General features: G+C 40.9%; 10 protein-coding genes and 5 tRNA genes. 7 read left to right on the forward strand and 8 right to left on the reverse strand.

Annotation, left to right across the window (positions count from 1 at the left end; translation table 11 throughout):
• Positions 1-8: 8 nt before the first annotated feature.
• A complete protein-coding gene (locus tag WCW66_02320; protein ID MFA6391575.1) occupies positions 9-2,285 on the forward strand; it encodes a tetratricopeptide repeat protein in 2,277 nt (758 codons plus the stop codon).
• A gap of 7 nt (positions 2,286-2,292) precedes the next feature.
• Here the strand turns inward: WCW66_02320 and WCW66_02325 are convergent, their stop codons facing one another.
• The 4 genes from WCW66_02325 to dprA all read right to left on the reverse strand — a co-directional run bounded on the left by WCW66_02325 (position 2,293) and on the right by dprA (position 7,929).
• Positions 2,293-3,732: a RelA/SpoT family protein gene (locus WCW66_02325; protein MFA6391576.1), complete on the reverse strand. Its 1,440-nt coding sequence runs from the start codon at positions 3,730-3,732 to the stop codon at positions 2,293-2,295.
• A 99-nt stretch (positions 3,733-3,831) separates the two neighbouring features.
• The gene (locus tag WCW66_02330) at positions 3,832-4,548 is read right to left on the reverse strand and encodes a topoisomerase C-terminal repeat-containing protein (protein MFA6391577.1); all 717 of its coding nucleotides are present in this window, start codon (positions 4,546-4,548) and stop codon (positions 3,832-3,834) included.
• A 1-nt stretch (position 4,549) separates the two neighbouring features.
• Positions 4,550-6,751, reverse strand: a complete 2,202-nt coding sequence (topA, locus tag WCW66_02335) for a type I DNA topoisomerase (protein ID MFA6391578.1) — start codon at positions 6,749-6,751, stop codon at positions 4,550-4,552.
• 95 nt (positions 6,752-6,846) lie between these two features.
• The gene (gene dprA / locus WCW66_02340; protein ID MFA6391579.1) at positions 6,847-7,929 is read right to left on the reverse strand and encodes a DNA-processing protein DprA; all 1,083 of its coding nucleotides are present in this window, start codon (positions 7,927-7,929) and stop codon (positions 6,847-6,849) included.
• A gap of 142 nt (positions 7,930-8,071) precedes the next feature.
• Here dprA and WCW66_02345 point away from each other — a divergent pair, with 142 nt between their 5' ends.
• Positions 8,072-8,341, forward strand: a complete 270-nt coding sequence (locus WCW66_02345) for a hypothetical protein (GenBank protein MFA6391580.1) — start codon at positions 8,072-8,074, stop codon at positions 8,339-8,341.
• Between the two features lie 37 nt (positions 8,342-8,378).
• Here the strand turns inward: WCW66_02345 and mfd are convergent, their stop codons facing one another.
• A complete protein-coding gene (gene mfd / locus WCW66_02350) occupies positions 8,379-11,528 on the reverse strand; it encodes a transcription-repair coupling factor (GenBank protein ID MFA6391581.1) in 3,150 nt (1,049 codons plus the stop codon).
• Between the two features lie 559 nt (positions 11,529-12,087).
• Between mfd and WCW66_02355 the strand changes: the two genes are divergently transcribed.
• From WCW66_02355 to WCW66_02375, 5 genes are all read left to right on the forward strand, one after another.
• Positions 12,088-12,163: transfer RNA gene (locus tag WCW66_02355), tRNA-Glu, on the forward strand.
• A gap of 10 nt (positions 12,164-12,173) precedes the next feature.
• Positions 12,174-12,248 (forward strand) — tRNA-Arg (locus WCW66_02360).
• 18 nt (positions 12,249-12,266) lie between these two features.
• Positions 12,267-12,341, forward strand: a tRNA-Arg gene (locus tag WCW66_02365).
• 16 nt (positions 12,342-12,357) lie between these two features.
• Positions 12,358-12,428: transfer RNA gene (locus WCW66_02370), tRNA-Thr, on the forward strand.
• Between the two features lie 7 nt (positions 12,429-12,435).
• Positions 12,436-12,508 (forward strand) — tRNA-Pro (locus tag WCW66_02375).
• 5 nt (positions 12,509-12,513) lie between these two features.
• On the opposite strand, the gene pth is transcribed toward WCW66_02375, so the two are convergent.
• The 3 genes from pth to WCW66_02390 are packed head-to-tail and all read right to left on the reverse strand — an operon-like array spanning position 12,514 to position 15,911.
• On the reverse strand, positions 12,514-13,047 hold the full coding sequence (gene pth, locus WCW66_02380) for an aminoacyl-tRNA hydrolase (GenBank protein ID MFA6391582.1): 534 nt from the start codon (positions 13,045-13,047) through the stop codon (positions 12,514-12,516).
• Entirely contained in the window at positions 12,989-14,386 is a 1,398-nt protein-coding gene (gene der, locus WCW66_02385) for a ribosome biogenesis GTPase Der (protein MFA6391583.1), read from the reverse strand. Before der ends, pth begins: the two co-directional genes overlap by 59 nt.
• A gap of 4 nt (positions 14,387-14,390) precedes the next feature.
• Positions 14,391-15,911: an LCP family protein gene (locus WCW66_02390; protein MFA6391584.1), complete on the reverse strand. Its 1,521-nt coding sequence runs from the start codon at positions 15,909-15,911 to the stop codon at positions 14,391-14,393.
• Between the last annotated feature and the right edge of the window lie 285 nt (positions 15,912-16,196).

Consider the following 16,196-nt stretch of genomic DNA (forward strand, 5'->3'; position numbering starts at 1 on the left):
AAAAATTTATGTGGTTAAAAATCGTAAAAAATCCGATAACTAAGAAAAAGAATCTGGCAGAAAAAGTGATTCATAACTGCCTTTATGCGATTGTCTTTTTATTCCCATTAATATTTTTCCCAAATACTGATACCGTGCTGGAATTTCCGAAGCTATTTTTATTTGGAATTCTGGTTATTGTCGCGACTTCGGCATGGTTAGTTAGAATAATGTTAGAAAAAAAAGTTGTTTTACAACAAAGCCCACTTAATTTATTTGTGCTGATTTTTGGTCTGCTGTATCTGCTTGCCACCCTGTTTTCCGTGGATCGATTTATTAGTTTCACCGGCGACGGCTTGTCCCACGGCAGTTTTATCAGTGTTTTATTCGGCATAATTTTCTATTTTTTGATTGTAAATTCTGTTCGTGACGTAAAAGATGCTTGGGAGTTAATCCGCGCATTTTTATTCTCCGGACTTTTTGTATTAATTTTCAATTTGTCTCAGCTTTTTGGTGTGAATATATTCACCTATGATTTTGCCCAAAACAACGCATTTAACTTAGTTGCTAATTCCGTTTCAATATTTGTGATTTACCTGGTTGTATTATTCATGATTGCCTTCGGATTTTTGGTTAAAAGCGCAAAAAAAATCGACCGGATATTAAGTGAAGTAGTTTTGGTCCTGGCATTTGCGACATTATTCTTTCTGGATAAACAACTGGGTTGGTATTTACTGATTGTCGGCATGTTCAGTTGGCTGGTCCTGTTATCCATGCAATCCAGGAAACTAAAGACAGCTATAATTATCATTCCAACCGTTCTTTTAGTCATTGCAATCGGCTTTCTGTTTTTCAATACTTCGGCGATTACGGCAGTTGTCGCACCTCAGGACGTTAAGCTGGATTTCCAGACCGCCTGGCAAATTACGAAAACCGGCGGTATGCAAATGTTCCTGTTCGGTTCTGGTCCGGAGACTTTTTTGCATGATTTTACGAAATTCCGGCCGGATGATTTCAATAATTCATTGTTATGGCAACTTCGGTTTGATCGCTCTTATAATGAACTATTCCAGATTTTTGCTACCACGGGATTTTTTGTGACAATTCTATTTATCGGATTGTTTATTTGGTCGTTGATTCAAATAGGTAAAAAGGTGTTTCAGGCAAAACAGCCGGATGAATCCTGGTTTTACATGGTGACAATTATGACTGCGTTATTAGTGCTGTTTATTTCCACTTTTTTCCATCATTTCAGCAGTGCGACATATCTGTTATTTTGGATATTATTAGCTTTAAGTGCAAGCATTGTTTCTACAAAATCGAAAAAGATTGATTTCCAAAAATCTTCTTTGGGAAATTTCGCGCTTTCCTTCATCTTGGCGCTGCTATTGGTCGGTTCTGTCTCATTTCTTTATTTTGGCGTGAGGATCCTGGCTAGTGAAAACAATTTTGCTCGGGCAGAAATTGAAGCAAAAAATTCAAAAGATATCAGTACGGTTAACAAGTATTTGGAAAATTCCGTGAAACAGACGCCATGGAATTCCCAGTATCATCTTACCCTGGCTGAACAATATGTCTTAACAAGCAGTTTGGATTCGAGTAGTGTCAGCGCGATGCAATATCTGGCTGATGCAAAATCCGAGGTTGATCTTGCAATAAAGCGGGCACCGAAGAATGTTTCGGTTATTGAGCAAAGCGCGGAGATCTACCGGATAATTAACAATCTGAACGGTCCGGTGTCAGTCACAGATGTTTTTGATACTTACAAAAAAGCAATTTTACTTGACCCGAACAATGCAAGTTTGATTTATAACGTTGCCAAGGTTTATCTCGCCAGCGCGGAAACTTTGGGTCAATCGGACAGCATTACTCCTGAAATTGAGGAGGAAATAAACACTTTACTGTTAGCATCCGAGCAATATGCCCGTGAGTCAATTGGTTTGAGAAATGATTTTTGGGAAGCGGAATTGATACTGGCGAAAACATTAAAACTCCAGGATAAAACTCAGGATGCTGTTGATATTCTTACCGAGTCGGTCAATCGTAATCCTTACAATCTCTCATTACGCGAAGAATTTGCTGTTGATTTGATTGCTTTGAATGAGTTAGATAAAGCTAAAGAGCAATTACAGATAATAATTTCCCTGCAACCAGACCATGCCAACGCCCATTTCTGGCTAGCGGTAGTATATGAACAACTAGGGGATAAAGAAAACGCCATTACTGAGTTAGAAATGGTGCTTAGTACAAATCCGGATAATGAAATTATAAAAGAAAAATTGTCTAAATTAAAGGAAGGGGAATAGCAGGCTGCTAATTTTGCCTGCTGTAGTACCTGATCTTTTCCCGCGCGATATTTGTTTTAACGAAGCTGAGCCAGTCGGTGCTCGGCTTTTTACGATTTTTATCAATAATTATTTCTACCATATCGCCGCTTTTCAATGTCGTATCCAGACTCGCTATTTTTTCGTTTATTCTTGTGCCAATACATTTAATCCCGACATCTGTGTGGATAGTAAATGCAAAATCAACTGGCGTCGAATCTTCCGGTAAATCAATTACATCTCCTTTGGGTGTAAAAACAAAAATTCTGTTTTGAAAAATATCTACTTTTATCGCTTCCAAGAAATGAGTTTTGTCTTTTGACTCTTTTTGTATAGTAACGAGATCTTTTATCCAGTTGGGGGAATCAATCGTAATTCCCCGGCCATTTTTTGTTTTTCCTGATTCAGAATAATGCCAATGGGCGGCAATTCCGTATTCAGCAAATTCATGCATTTCGGGAGTCCGAATCTGAAACTCCACCAGTTTGCCGTTTAAACAAAAAACTGTGGTGTGCAGTGATTGATAACCGTTCGGTTTTGGCGTGGCAATATAGTCTTTAATTCTGCCTGTTAGAGGCTTCCAGTATTTATGGATGATTCCAAGGGTGGCATAGCAGTCGCTGATTGTCGGTACGATTATACGCAACGCTACAAGATCGTATATTTTACTGAAATCCTTATCCTTCATCAGCAGTTTTTTATACAAGCTATACAGATATTTAGTACGGCCATGGATCGATAAGGATTCGATTCCCTCTTTTCTTAATATTACTTTAATTTCTTTTATGACCTCTTCTAAATATTTCTCTTGTTTTACAATTCTTCCTTTTGTTTCTTTCATCAGCCAGGCATATTCCTCCGGTAGGACATGGGGAAATGATAGATCCTCAAGCATACCTTTTATTTCGCCCATACCGAGTCTGTTGGCGATCGGGGAATAAATCTCCAGGGTTTCCATGGCAATTCTCCTCCGCTTTTCTTCCGGTAGGGCATCCAGTGTTTCTAAATTATGCATGCGGTCGGCAAATTTGATCAGAATTATTCTGACATCTTTGGCCATGGCCAGGAACATTTTTCTGAGATTCTCCACATATCTTTGCATACCGCGGTATTTTATTTTACCGAGTTTGGTGATCCCCGCAACCAAAGTTGCGATGTCTTTGCCGAATTCTTTTCTGATATCTTCAATTGTTAAATCGGTATCTTCCGGAACGTCGTGCAATAATCCGGCAATAATAATTTTTTCGTCCAACCCCATATCTACTAAATTGCTGGCTGTATGGAGCGGATGTTGTATATAATCCTCTCCAGAGCGTCTTTTCTGCCCCTTGTGGGCCTCTTTGGCATAATCATAAGCCAAACGAATCATGTCCAGATCCATTTTGGGGTTTTTCTTCGCTATTTTATTCAGTAATTGTTGTATAGTCATTGGGGGGGGTCGAAATATATTTCCAGTTTAGAATACAATCACCCAACAATCAAGCGTAAATCAAAAGAAGAGCATTTCGCTCTTCTTTAATAAGAATATTTATTTGATTTTTTTAGCCTTTTTTTCAAGCATAGCAATCGCATCTTCCAGCGTGACGGAATCGCTGGTAATTGTTTTAGGAACGGATACATTTATTTTACCGTTCGTAATATATGGTCCGAATTTTCCTTCTTTGATAATAATGTCATTTCGCTCCTCATCCTGTCCCAGATTGATCACCGCAGATTTACCGCCCGGCCTGAGCTTGTCACCCTTCAGTAGGTCTCTTGCCTCATCCAGCGTGATTTTTAATGGTGACAGGTTTGACGGGAGACTGCGGGTTTCTTTTCCCGCTTTGATGTAAGGTCCGAATTTTCCGTTGGATACTGTAATAATTTCACCATCATCAGCTGTGCCCAGAGTTTTCGGTAAAGTCAAAAGTTCCAGGGCCGTATCAAGATTTAATTTTTTAGCATCCATTCCCCTAAGTAGTGATGCTGTTTTTGGTTTTCTGCCCTTTTCTGAATCTCCCAGCTGAATATATGTGCCATAACGTCCTTCTTTCAGGTAAACCGGTTTTTTTGTTTCCGGATCATCACCGATTAACCGGTCCTCATGCATTTCTTGCTTAACTCCTTCTCGGACAATATTAATCGTATTTTTGCAGTCAGGATAACCGGTACATGCCAGAAACTCACCGTATCTGCCGGATCTTAAAACCATCGTTTTCCCGCATCGGTCGCAAATTTCTTCAATTTTAGGCTCTGTATTATCCATGTTATTTTGTCAGTTTATGTGGGTTATGGTTCGGGCAGGTTTTATCACTGCACCTTTCCGGGATCGTTTTTGTTCCCTCCATCATTAGAGCACCGCATACTCCCGTTTCTCTGGTATATTCACAAAATCTTCCGGTCGGTTTGGCCTTGATGGCGTGTTTGCATTTCGGATAATTAGAACAGCTGTAAAATTTTCCGAACCGCCCTCTTTTTTCCACCATTTCACCGTCTTTGCATACAGTACATTTAACTCCAGTGGAATTCTGGCCGTTTTCACTGTTCTTGATGTATTTGCATTTCGGATAATTAGAACAGGAGATAAATAATCCGTACTTTCCTTCGCGTTCCACCTGTTTACCGTCCTTACATTCCGGACACGGATCACCGGTTTCTTTCGGACCCTGCATTTCCTTGCCGTCGATTGTCCTGCTACCACTGCAATCGGGAAACTTGGCACAGCTTAAAAATTTTCCGGAGCGTCCGAGTTTGATTATCATTTCAGACTGGCATTTCGGGCACTTGATATCTTTATCCGCTTTACCGAGGTTGGTTATTTTTGCTATTTTATCTTTTGCTTTCACGTCTTTGGAAAAAGGTCCATAAAAATCTTTGAGGGTTTTTACATAATCTCTTTTACCCTGGGCGATTTCATCCAATTCATCTTCCATTTCAGCGGTAAATGAATCGCTAATATAATTTGCAAAATTGTCCTCCAGGAATTTGCTGACCACTTCGCCGGTATCGGTCGGTTTTAAAGCACGGCCTTCTTTTTCAACATATCCTCGGGAAATTATCGTATTAATAATTGACGCGTAAGTGCTCGGTCGTCCGATTCCTCGTTTTTCCAGTTCTTTAACCAGGCCGGCTTCAGTGTATCTGGGTAGCGGTTGTGTTTGCTTTTCGAGCGAATTTATTTGATCTAAAGTCAGGGGATCTGCAACTTTCAATTTCGGCAGATCCACCTCTTCATTACGCGCTGTCGGATCAGCCAGAAGCCATCCGGGATTAATAATATGTGTTCCGTTGACAGCAAAATCAGGTATACTGCCATTTGTGATATTTGCAGTGATCTTTGTTTTCAATAGCAATGCGTCAATCATTTGGCTCGCCATGGTTCTTTGCCAAATCAGCTGGTAAAGTTTTTTCTGATCATCAGTGGCGCCGGCAGTTTTTTTGGAAAAATCTGACGGTCTGATCGCTTCGTGCGCTTCCTGCGCATTTTTACTTTTGGTTTTGAATACTCTGACCTGGACTAATTTATCACCATACTCTTTAGTTATGGTCCTCGTGATGTTGCCGAGTGATTCTTTACTCAGATTGGTACTGTCGGTACGCATGTAGGTGATGTATCCAGCTTCATAAAGCCTCTGAGCAGTACTCATCGTACGCGATGGAGTAAAACCAAAACGTGAACTGGCGGTTTGTTGCAGGGTAGAAGTTGTAAAAGGTGCGCGCGGACTCCGCTTTGCTTCATTTTCTTTCATTTCAATAACCTGCCAGGCGCCTTTTTTGCCTTGTTCAATAATACTGTCAACTTCTTTGATGTCTTTTGGTTCGACAGAACAATTGAATTGTATTTTAATATTTTCTTTAGTTACCAAATCAGCAGTTATCTGCCAATAGGTCTCCGGCACAAATTTCTGGATCAGTCTCTCTCGCTCAACCAAAATCCGCAAGGCGGGGGATTGAACTCTCCCTGCTGACAAACCATATCTAACCTTTTTCCAGATTAATCCGCTCAGATCATAACCAACCAGCCTGTCTAGTACCCTGCGTGCTTCCTGTGCAATACGCAGATTCTGATCGATCTCCCTCGGATTAGCGATCGCTTCGTCTATTGCTGACTGGGTAATTTCGTGAAATACAATTCGTTTGATTTTTTTACTATTTCCGTCACTATTCAGTACCTCGGCTATATGCCAGGCAATAGCCTCTCCTTCACGGTCAGGGTCAGTTGCCAGCAAAATCTCATCCGACACTTTCGCAATCTTTCGCAATTCCGCCACAATTACTCTTTTATCTGCCGAAATCTCATACCTTGGCACAAATCCCGCCTCAATATCGATTGCCTGCTTATTACTTTTCGGAATATCGCGAATATGACCGACACTGGCCTTAACGGTGTATTCTGAATGATCACCTAAAAGTTTAGTAACTGTTTTTGATTTCGTAGGTGACTCAACGATGACTAGTTTTTTTGTCATAAAAAATAAAGAATTTTTACAATACTTCTATATATAACCGCAAATGAGATTACTGTCAAATATTCCCGCCATAATTCTGTTTTCGGTGGGAAGATCTATTTAGCAATAACGTAATTCATTCCGCCGATATTTCTTACCTTTCCCTTCATTTCCATTAATGTCAGGGTGGAGCTTGTTACTGTCGCGCTAAGTCCGCTTTGCGTAACGATATCGTCAATGTGAGTCGGTTCAGATGAAATAGCAGAGAATATTTTAGCCTCTTCCGGATTATCGGCTATTACATCGCTTTTCACCTGCCTGGTAATTTTTGCTGAAATATTTAATGTTTCCAAAATGTCGTCTGAACTGGTTACCACTCTTGCACCCATTTTAATCAGGTTATTCGGACCAACAGAACTTTTTTGATAGATACTGCCGGGTACGGCAAAAACCTCCCGATTCTGTTCAAGGGCGAATCGTGCTGTAATTAATGCCCCGCTTTTTTGACCCGCCTCTATCACTACACAGCCCTTACTTAATCCGGAAATTATTCTGTTTCTGATCGGGAAATGATATTTTAGCGGGGCAGTGCCAAGCGGAAATTCGGAAATGATCATGCCATTTTTTTCAATAATCTCATGCGCAAGGATTGTATGAGTCTGGGGGTGCAATATATCCAGTCCCGAGCCTAAAACAGCCACGGTTGTCCCGTCATTATCTAATACCGCCTGATGTACAATCCCATCAATGCCCAAAGCCATCCCGGAGGCAATACAAATTTTTTCCTGGGCAAGATTACCCGCAATGTCTTTTGCAACTTCCCGACCGTAAGCGGTAGGGTTGCGGGTACCGACAATGGCGATTGTTAATTTATTTAACGCGTCCCGGTTACCTTTCCAATACAACACAGCTGGTGGACTGGATATTTCTTTCAAAAGATTGGGATATGCTTGGCTTTCTAAGGTAATCATTTTCACGCCGTGCTTTTCCAGTTTTTCCCACTCCTTGGTCGGGTTAATCAGACATCTTTTTTCCACAATTATCTGCGCAATTTTTGGCAGTACGCCACATGCACATAATTCAAGATATGTAGCTTTCCATGCATTTTCCATATTGCCAAAACCGGCAATCAGCTTTTTAAAAGTCCGTGGTCCGACCTGCGGGATGCAGTTAAAGCTATTCCAGAATATTTGATCCATTATGTTTGACAGGTTAATGCGTAGATGTTAAGTTTTTTCTGTTATCGGGTACCCCGATAGCAGTGAAAGGTTGGTGAATGGTTTTGCTCATTGATTTTCCACCTTGACCGGGAGCTTTACTCCCACGTCGAAAGAGGGGAACATGCCTCATACCAGTCATCCTGCGGACCAGCCGGAACTGTTTCCTGCCGTGTCCGAACCTCAGGAAAAGGAGATCTTCCGGTGGGAGATCAGGGTTCTTGGCGGAGAGACGTTTACGGTAGACGGCACTACTCTGCGCGAAGCAATCACCGAAGTTGGTCGCGCAAAAGGGCTGACCGGTCAGCCCGAAACCGTTTACCGCAATGCTCATCGGCTGTATCAGCCGGAATTTGTCTCCAAGACCGCAGTGCGGTTTCTGGAACAAAAATAACAGGGCCAATAGTGTTTGGACGCCCTGTTTTTCTTTCTTAGAGAATACTAACACACTTCTTAATATCTTTCAACCAGTCTTTTGCAAGTGCATCGAGATCAATCTTAACCGTAAACTCACCAAGTGACCATTGGTCACTGACGGTAAATAACTGTTCAATTTGGGTCGGTACTAAACTTTTATTAAATTTAAAGACAATTCTTTTTCTGGCTACTTCTTCCGAGTCAGTTACAAAAGTGGTATCTATGCTTGTTACACTGCTTTTCTGGGCTAGTACTTTTATTTCTAATAGAGAGATGAGGTTCCTGTATTCTTCCGGTGCTTTTGTCATCAAGGAAAACTGATTGGCCAATTTGTGTAATTCTTTTATATCGCGCGTGGCAGATAATTTTTGATACCAATGCAGCCTCTTTTCTTCGCGTGGTTCCATTGATGTGGGGATTAATGCGGAAATCGGGAGATCAATACTGACATCTCTGACCGGTTCCGCGATCTTTCCTGTTTTGATTTCTTCTGCTGATTGCTGGATCAGATTCAAATATAAATTCAGGCCGATTGCATTTATTTTTCCGTGTTGTTGTTTTCCTAAAAGATTGCCGGTACCGCGGATTTCCAGGTCACGCAGAGCAAGTTGGAATCCACTGCCGAGTTCTTTTGCCTCCATCAGTGCAATCAGTCTTTTTTTTGCGTCCGGGGTAAGTTGTTTACTTTTGTACAAGAAATAGGCAAAGGCCTGCCGGTCGGCACGGCCGATCCTTCCTCTTAATTGATATAGCTGTGACAAGCCGAAGTTAGTTGCATCCTCCACAATTAATGTATTGGCATTCGGCAGGTCTAACCCGTTTTCAATTATTGTAGTTGAAACTAAAACATCGATTTCTCCGTTATCAAAACTTTCCATGACATTCATCATCGCATGTTCTTCCATTTGCCCGTGTACAATTCCGATTCTGGCTCCGGGCGCCAGTTTTTTAATTTGTTTTGCTTTGGCTTCGATTGTTTCTACTTGATTATGGAGAAAATAAACCTGGCCATTGCGCTTTAATTCCGATTGGATTGCGTCAATTATCAATTCATCCTGAGCCGGACGGATAATCGTTTCGATCGGCAGTCGCCCAGGGGGTGCGGTTTCAATGGTACTAATATCTTTTAATCCCGACAGGGCAAAGTTTAGTGTGCGGGGTATGGGTGTGGCAGTCAGGGTTAAAATGTGAACATTACTTTTCAGTCTTTTTAATTTTTCTTTATGTTCAACACCGAAACGCTGTTCTTCATCCACAATAATCAACCCAAGATTTTTGAATCGAATATCTTTGGAAAGCAGCCGATGGGTTCCAATAACAATATCAATTTGATTATTATTCAGCTGTTCTACGATTTCTTTCTGTTCTTTCGATGTTTTTAGCCGGCTGAGCAAAGCGATGTTGATGCCAAAATGCTCCAGCCGTTCTTTAAATGTATCATAATGCTGTTGAGTCAGAATGGTAGTGGGGGAAAGTAGCGCGACCTGCATGCCGTTCATCACTGTTTTAAATGCCGCTCTGATTGCGACTTCCGTTTTGCCAAATCCTACATCTCCGCAAACCAGACGGTCCATGGGAACATTTTTTGCCAGATCACTATTTATTTCATCAATTGAGCGTTTTTGATCAGCTGTCATTTCAAACTCAAAAGTATTAGCCAGTTTTCTTTCATCCGCAGTTTCTTTTTTTAACGGGATTGTTTCCGATTGTGTTCTTAGTGTTGATGTTTCTAAAAGTTGTCTTGCTAGTTTTAATGAATCACGTTTTATTCTTAAACACACTTCTTTCCAATTCCCGCTACCAAGCCGGTGTAAGGGGGGATTCTGCTTGCCGATATATTTATTCAGTTTTTCTGCCTGGTAGATGGGGACGAACAGCTTGTCACCGTGATCATATTCCAGATAGAAAAATTCCCGGAGCATCCCTTCTATTTCTTTTTTTACCATACCGCGAAACCGAGCGATGCCATGGTCCAGATGAACAACGATATCCCCGGCTTTCAATTCCGCCAAAAATTTATGATCAATGCTTGATGCCTTGATTTTTTGTTCCCCATTTGAATAACCGAAGATTTCCTGATCAGTAAAAAAAGCGATTCTGTGTAACGGCAGGGTAAAACCTTCCAATAATGGAGGCGCGGCATTGATAAAATTAATACTTTTTCTTAACGGACCTAATTTCTTAATTACATTTTCCAGTTCCGGCTTTTTTGAAGTTGCAATAAATATTGAATATTTATTCCTTGCTAATTCAGTGACTTCTATAACAAATTTTTCCAGATTATGATGGAAGAGAGGGGCGCTTTTAAAATCAATAATTATTTCCTTAGCATCTTTCGGAAAGGATTCAAAAACAATTCTGGGGTGGGGGTATAATTTTTTATCGATTCTTTTCCAATCGTATGAAAATTCCTCAAGCTCAACGGGATCCATATATACGATACTTAGAGAATTATGCATGGAAACGTATTCCAATATTGAATGTTCAAATCGGGAAACAGGAAAATTACCAAGGATTGATACAGAGTCAACACCCCCTTTACTTTTTTTATCAGCCGGGTCGTAGAAAGAAATATTTTCCACTATTTCTCCTTCAAAATCTATTTTTACCGGCAATGGATATTGAGGTGAAAAAATATTTAACGTGCCACCTTTTTGACTGAACATCAAAGGTGCAGACGCGAAATTTTCTTTTACATATCCTAATTCAACTAATTTTTTTGCCAGGTCGGTTGTCGGGATAGTGCTGTCTTTTAAGATATTAATCTGATGATTTTCAAAATCTTTCGGGTCAGCTACAATCTCTTCCAATCCGGATATCGAGCATAAAACAATCACCGGTTTTTGAGTAAGTAGTGACCAAAGTATTTTGGTCTTTTCTGTTTCATTTTGATTGTCCCAAACATAAACCTCGCGCGTATCAAATGCAAATGATTTCAACCAAAAATTCAGCATTACCCTAATTGTCTCCGATTGTCCTGAATCCTTGGTTAACCAAAAAAGCGCCCTGTGATCAAATGAGGGGGAGGTGAGGATATTACTGATGATTAATGATTGCAGAGTTCCGTTACTCAGGGCTGAAAACGTGTTTTCAGTCAGCTCATTTCCGTGTTTTGGTAATGCTTCTGAGATGAGGTTGCGGAATCCGAGATTGATTTTTTCCACTTTTGTTAAATTTCGAGGCTAAAATTAGCCAAATATTATACTGTTTGAGTTTATAAATCTTGATCCCGTTAGAGGATTTTCTCTAATGGGGTTGACAAAAAAACAAATTATGCTAACATTATACTTCACATTTCAAGAAACAGCCAGCATATTTTACAAATAAATATCAAAGTTACTGTTTACCAAGCTGCTTGCAAGTGGCGAAAATTTAAACAACCCCTCCTTAGTTTTTATTAGTAGCTATAAAGATAGGAACTATTTCTACATGGAATATTTCTATCGCTTGTAAGTGGCCTAGTGAACAGTAGATGTAGTGCCCAGCGTGCTATTTATAAGTCGGTTAAGAGTATTGTATCCTCCTTAACAATACCCTTTGCCATCAGACTTATAGATAGCACCCTGGGTATTATGACATATTGGGTCCGTTGGCATCTCCGATGCCAAACTGAAGAAGCGATGGGGCTCTCCGCAAGGAAGCCCGTTTCCGAAAGGAATCCCTTGGCGAGCATCGACCAATCAGTTTCTCGCTCACGCGAGACGGGCCCACCTAAGTCTTGTTGGGGATGTAGCTCAGTTGATAGAGCATCCTGCTTTCAGTAGGAAGGTCGTAGGTTCAAGTCCTACCATCCCTGCCATTTATTTGGTGTCCCGTTAGCTTAATGGCAGAGCAGCTGACATCTCAATCAGCCGATCGGGGTTCGAGTCCTCGACGGGGCACCATTCTGCACATTGTAAGGTTGGCGCGTAGCTCAGCTGGATAGAGCGTCCCACTCTGTGGGAAGGTCTCGGGTTCGATTCCCGACGCGCCGACCATTTGGTCTCACTGGTTGCCAGCGTAGTTCAGCTTGAAGAACACTTGATCTGTTTTCAAGAGTTCGTCAAACTCCTCCGCTGGCACCAGAAAATCGCCCACGTGGCTCAAATGGTAGAGCATCACACCAGGAGTGTGAAGATTACTAGTTCGAATCTAGTCGTGGGCTCTTTTTTATTGCAAAAAATTTTTGATTCTTGCTACAAACTCCGGCAGTTGTGATTTTAACTGCTTCTTTTCCTGCAGGGTAAATTTCTGCAAAACAAAACTCGCCGGATCTATTTTGGCAAGCAGGTCATTTTTAATACCCACTTTAATTTGAATAAAACCTTTACTGCCGATATTTTCAATAATTGAATTAATGCCGTTGTGCCCGCCGGAACCGCTGTCTTGCTTTTCCCGGTACTTCCCGAATTCCAGATCCAAATCATCCCGCACAATTACAATATCTTCCAGATCCACCTTGTAAAAGTTTTTTAAGAGTGATACTGCCTTTCCGGAATTATTCATGAAAGTCAGTGGTTTAGCCAAAATCAACTTTTGATCATTGATCTGCCCCTGAGTGAGGTCGGATTGAAACTTCTTCACAGTTTTAAAGGAAGAAATAGACAAAGCCTTGATCAGCTCATCCAACATTAACCAGCCGACATTATGCCTTGTGTTTTTGTATTTTATCCCCGGGTTTCCTAACCCTATGATTAGTTTCATGTCTTTTAAGTTTAACCTTCAAAATAATTGGCGTACCCCAAATATCAAACTTTTCCCGAATAGCCTTTTTTAAAGTATCAGTAACAGCATGGGGAGGCGGAATTTTTGCATTTACTCTCAAAAGAAAGGTGGGGGGGTTAATATCCTCCTGTTCAAGTGATGTCATTTTAAACGGCTTAGTGTCTTTTCTTTGCTTGCTGTTAATATCTATTGTAAATTCTTTGATAAATTCCAGAAGCTGTTCAGAATCAATCACTTTCTCCCTGTTTTCTTTCATTTTCAATGCGAAATCTATCGGATTCTTCAGACGGATTTTGTCTTTGGCAGAAATAAACACATATGGTGCCCATAAAAGGAACGGAAAAAAGCTATGGACATACTTCAGGTAGTCTTTAATGGTTTTCACATTTTTATCCCGGATCAAATCCCATTTGTTTAAAACCACTACAATGCCTGTTTTGGCATCCACCACTTCACTGGCAATATGCTTGTCCTGGAACGAGATTTCTTCAGTAATATCCAGCATCAGTAATACGACGTCCGCATGTTTTATCGCGAGCAGAGATTTTCTGGCGCTTTCTGCTTCGATCGCTCTTATCCCTGACTCTCCTTTTTTAATCTTATTTCTTCTTAATCCGGCCGTATCCACAAGCAGCACTCTTTTTTTGTTATACTGGATTTCAATATCCTGAGGATCACGCGTGGTGTGGGGTTGCGAACTAACAATCACTCTGTTTTCTCCGAGCAGGGCGTTTACGTAGGAAGATTTTCCGACATTTGTTTTGCCTACAATTGCCAGTTTCAAATCCGGCTCTTTCAGCTCCGTCGATTTCTCCGGAACTTTTTTGATGATGGCGTCTAGCAGATCCCCGGTTCCACTCCCATTGATGGAAGAAACATAGATTGTATCTTTTATCCCCAGTTGATAAAACTCACTGCCTGCTTCCGCTTTTCTTTTTGGGTTATCTATTTTATTGACGGCTAAAATTACCGGCACTTTGGATTTTTTTAACCAGCGAACGATGTCCTTATCCTGTCGCATCATACCTTGTGCGCCGTCAACAACAAAAACGATACAGTCTGCTTCCCCGGCGGCAATTTCAGCCTGCTTTTTGATACTTTCTTCAATCTCTTCACCTTTAATAATATTCACACCACCACTGTCGACTAAAGTAATTTTTTTCCCTTGCCAATTACATATGCCAAAATTGCGATCACGGGTGGTCGCAGGGACAGAGGATGTTATGGCCTTTCGTCTTTCCAGTAAAGTATTAAAAAGCGTTGATTTACCAACATTCGTTCGGCCAATCAATGCAACTTGCGGTAACTTTTTTGACATAATATTATTGTGTATCGGAATTGGTTATAGAACTGTTTGTCTGATTGATTCCATCAGCACCTAGAAGAATCAGAAAATCAACTTCGCCACTTTGCGAAACAATATCTGAATTTAAAGGCGCGCTTAATCCCTGATAGGTAACTTCATTTTTATCAGGAGTATATAAATATGCAGGAACGGTCGATGCAATCTCTGATCCGATTTCCTCTTTTAACGCGTTTAAAGTCTGCGGCTTTGTCCCGCCGGTTAAATCATAAATCGTCGTAATCTGGTTGTTTTGTTCCGCTGCGTTACCGACTGCGACAACATTGTAACCGGCGTTGCGCAGAGTTTCCGCTGTTTTAGCAGCGAGGCCGTTAATTTTTGTACCATTATGGATTTCGATGGTGGCATTTTCCCGGGTTACAGTTTTCGTCTCTTCAACTTGGAAAATGTTTTGAGCAATTTCCTGAATTTCGGAGAAATCATCCAGCCCGGCATTTGGACGTAATATGTATGCTCCGTCAATTGTTGTTTCCGAATGCAGAGGACCGTCTGGGCTGTTATCAATCACCTCGTCAATAATCTGATCGGCGGAAACATCTTTAATCATGTTATAAAGTTTGATCATTTCCCATGGTTCCATATTCATACGGACATGATCGGCAAGATCATCCACAATGTTTAAAATCAAACTGGGGTTGAGTAGCGTAGATGTTGATAACAGTTTTTCTTTTGCCGCCAGTAGTATTTTCTGCTGTCTCTGTGACCGGGCAAAATCCGAACCTTCATTGTTATTGCCGTGTCTGGAACGGGCGAATTGTAGCGCTTTTTCCCCGTTGAAATGATTGTTTCCCTGTTGGAATGAAACCGGCTGATAGCCGTAGTTATAATCGGGGTATAGTGGATCATAAAATGTCCGCTCTACTGTAACGTCGACTCCGCCGATATCGTCGATGACTTTTCGGAAACCCTCAAAATCAACTCTCCCGTAATAATGAATCTTTAAACCAGTGATGTCTTCAATTACTTCGATCATCAACTCTTCACCGCCGCTTTCCGGATCTTCATTATAGCCGAATGCATAAGCGTTATTTATTTTTCTCCAGCCATTGTCCGGTATGGGCACGTAAAGGTCCCGCGGTATGGATATAAAAGCGACCTCCTTTGTCGATGGTTTAACACTGGCAATCATGATCGTATCGGCCAGATATCCACCGCTGTGTCCCTGTCCGCCCATACCCAGCATCAGAACATTGATCCGATCCTCTTTTTCTCCGTCAATCATATCTTCCGGTGCTACAACAAAATATTTTAACTGGCTGATCAGTGAAGGTATGTCAGATGATGCAATTACACTATTGGCAGAAAGCAGTACCTTGTAAGAAAAAGTGAGACCGACCAGGACAACAACAACGCAAAGATAAACAAAAAATTTACCGACAAAAAAACCGAAACCATGACGTTTTTTCTTTTTTTCGAGTGCCTGTCCTTTTTCTACTTTATCCAGGAGGTTAAATTCCTTTTCTGAATTAATTCTTTTCATTTGACGGGTTAGAAATACAAAATTATTGATTCATATCGCTAATATTATATAATATTTTCAACAAAAAATCTACTACAATAATTAATACGTAATCGGCCTGATTAAGATTTCATCCGAGGGGCTTGAAATATTACTTTCTTTGTGTTACAATAAGGCTACTTCGTGTGCTATCTCCTTTATTTACAGGGGTTCGTAGCTCTCGCCCGCTTACGTCTGTGCGCAAGCGATGGCGACGGGCGGCTGGTTATATGCCTTTCGGCAGGCAGTGAGCACTATCCACACATC

This window comes from Patescibacteria group bacterium (genome assembly GCA_041664365.1).
Taxonomy (GTDB): domain Bacteria; phylum Patescibacteriota; class Patescibacteriia; order UM-FILTER-42-10; family UM-FILTER-42-10; genus JAHJEX01.

Excerpts from the sequence above, each read along its gene's own strand:
- WCW66_02320 (MFA6391575.1), top strand. The coding sequence starts at position 9 with ATGTGGTTAAAAATCGTAAAAAATCCGATAACTAAGAAAAAGAATCTG.
- WCW66_02325 (MFA6391576.1), bottom strand. The coding sequence starts at position 3,732 with ATGACTATACAACAATTACTGAATAAAATAGCGAAGAAAAACCCCAAA.
- WCW66_02330 (MFA6391577.1), bottom strand. The coding sequence starts at position 4,548 with ATGGATAATACAGAGCCTAAAATTGAAGAAATTTGCGACCGATGCGGG.
- topA (MFA6391578.1), bottom strand. The coding sequence starts at position 6,751 with ATGACAAAAAAACTAGTCATCGTTGAGTCACCTACGAAATCAAAAACA.
- dprA (MFA6391579.1), bottom strand. The coding sequence starts at position 7,929 with ATGGATCAAATATTCTGGAATAGCTTTAACTGCATCCCGCAGGTCGGA.
- WCW66_02345 (MFA6391580.1), top strand. The coding sequence starts at position 8,072 with ATGCCTCATACCAGTCATCCTGCGGACCAGCCGGAACTGTTTCCTGCC.
- pth (MFA6391582.1), bottom strand. The coding sequence starts at position 13,047 with ATGAAACTAATCATAGGGTTAGGAAACCCGGGGATAAAATACAAAAAC.
- der (MFA6391583.1), bottom strand. The coding sequence starts at position 14,386 with ATGTCAAAAAAGTTACCGCAAGTTGCATTGATTGGCCGAACGAATGTT.
- WCW66_02390 (MFA6391584.1), bottom strand. The coding sequence starts at position 15,911 with ATGAAAAGAATTAATTCAGAAAAGGAATTTAACCTCCTGGATAAAGTA.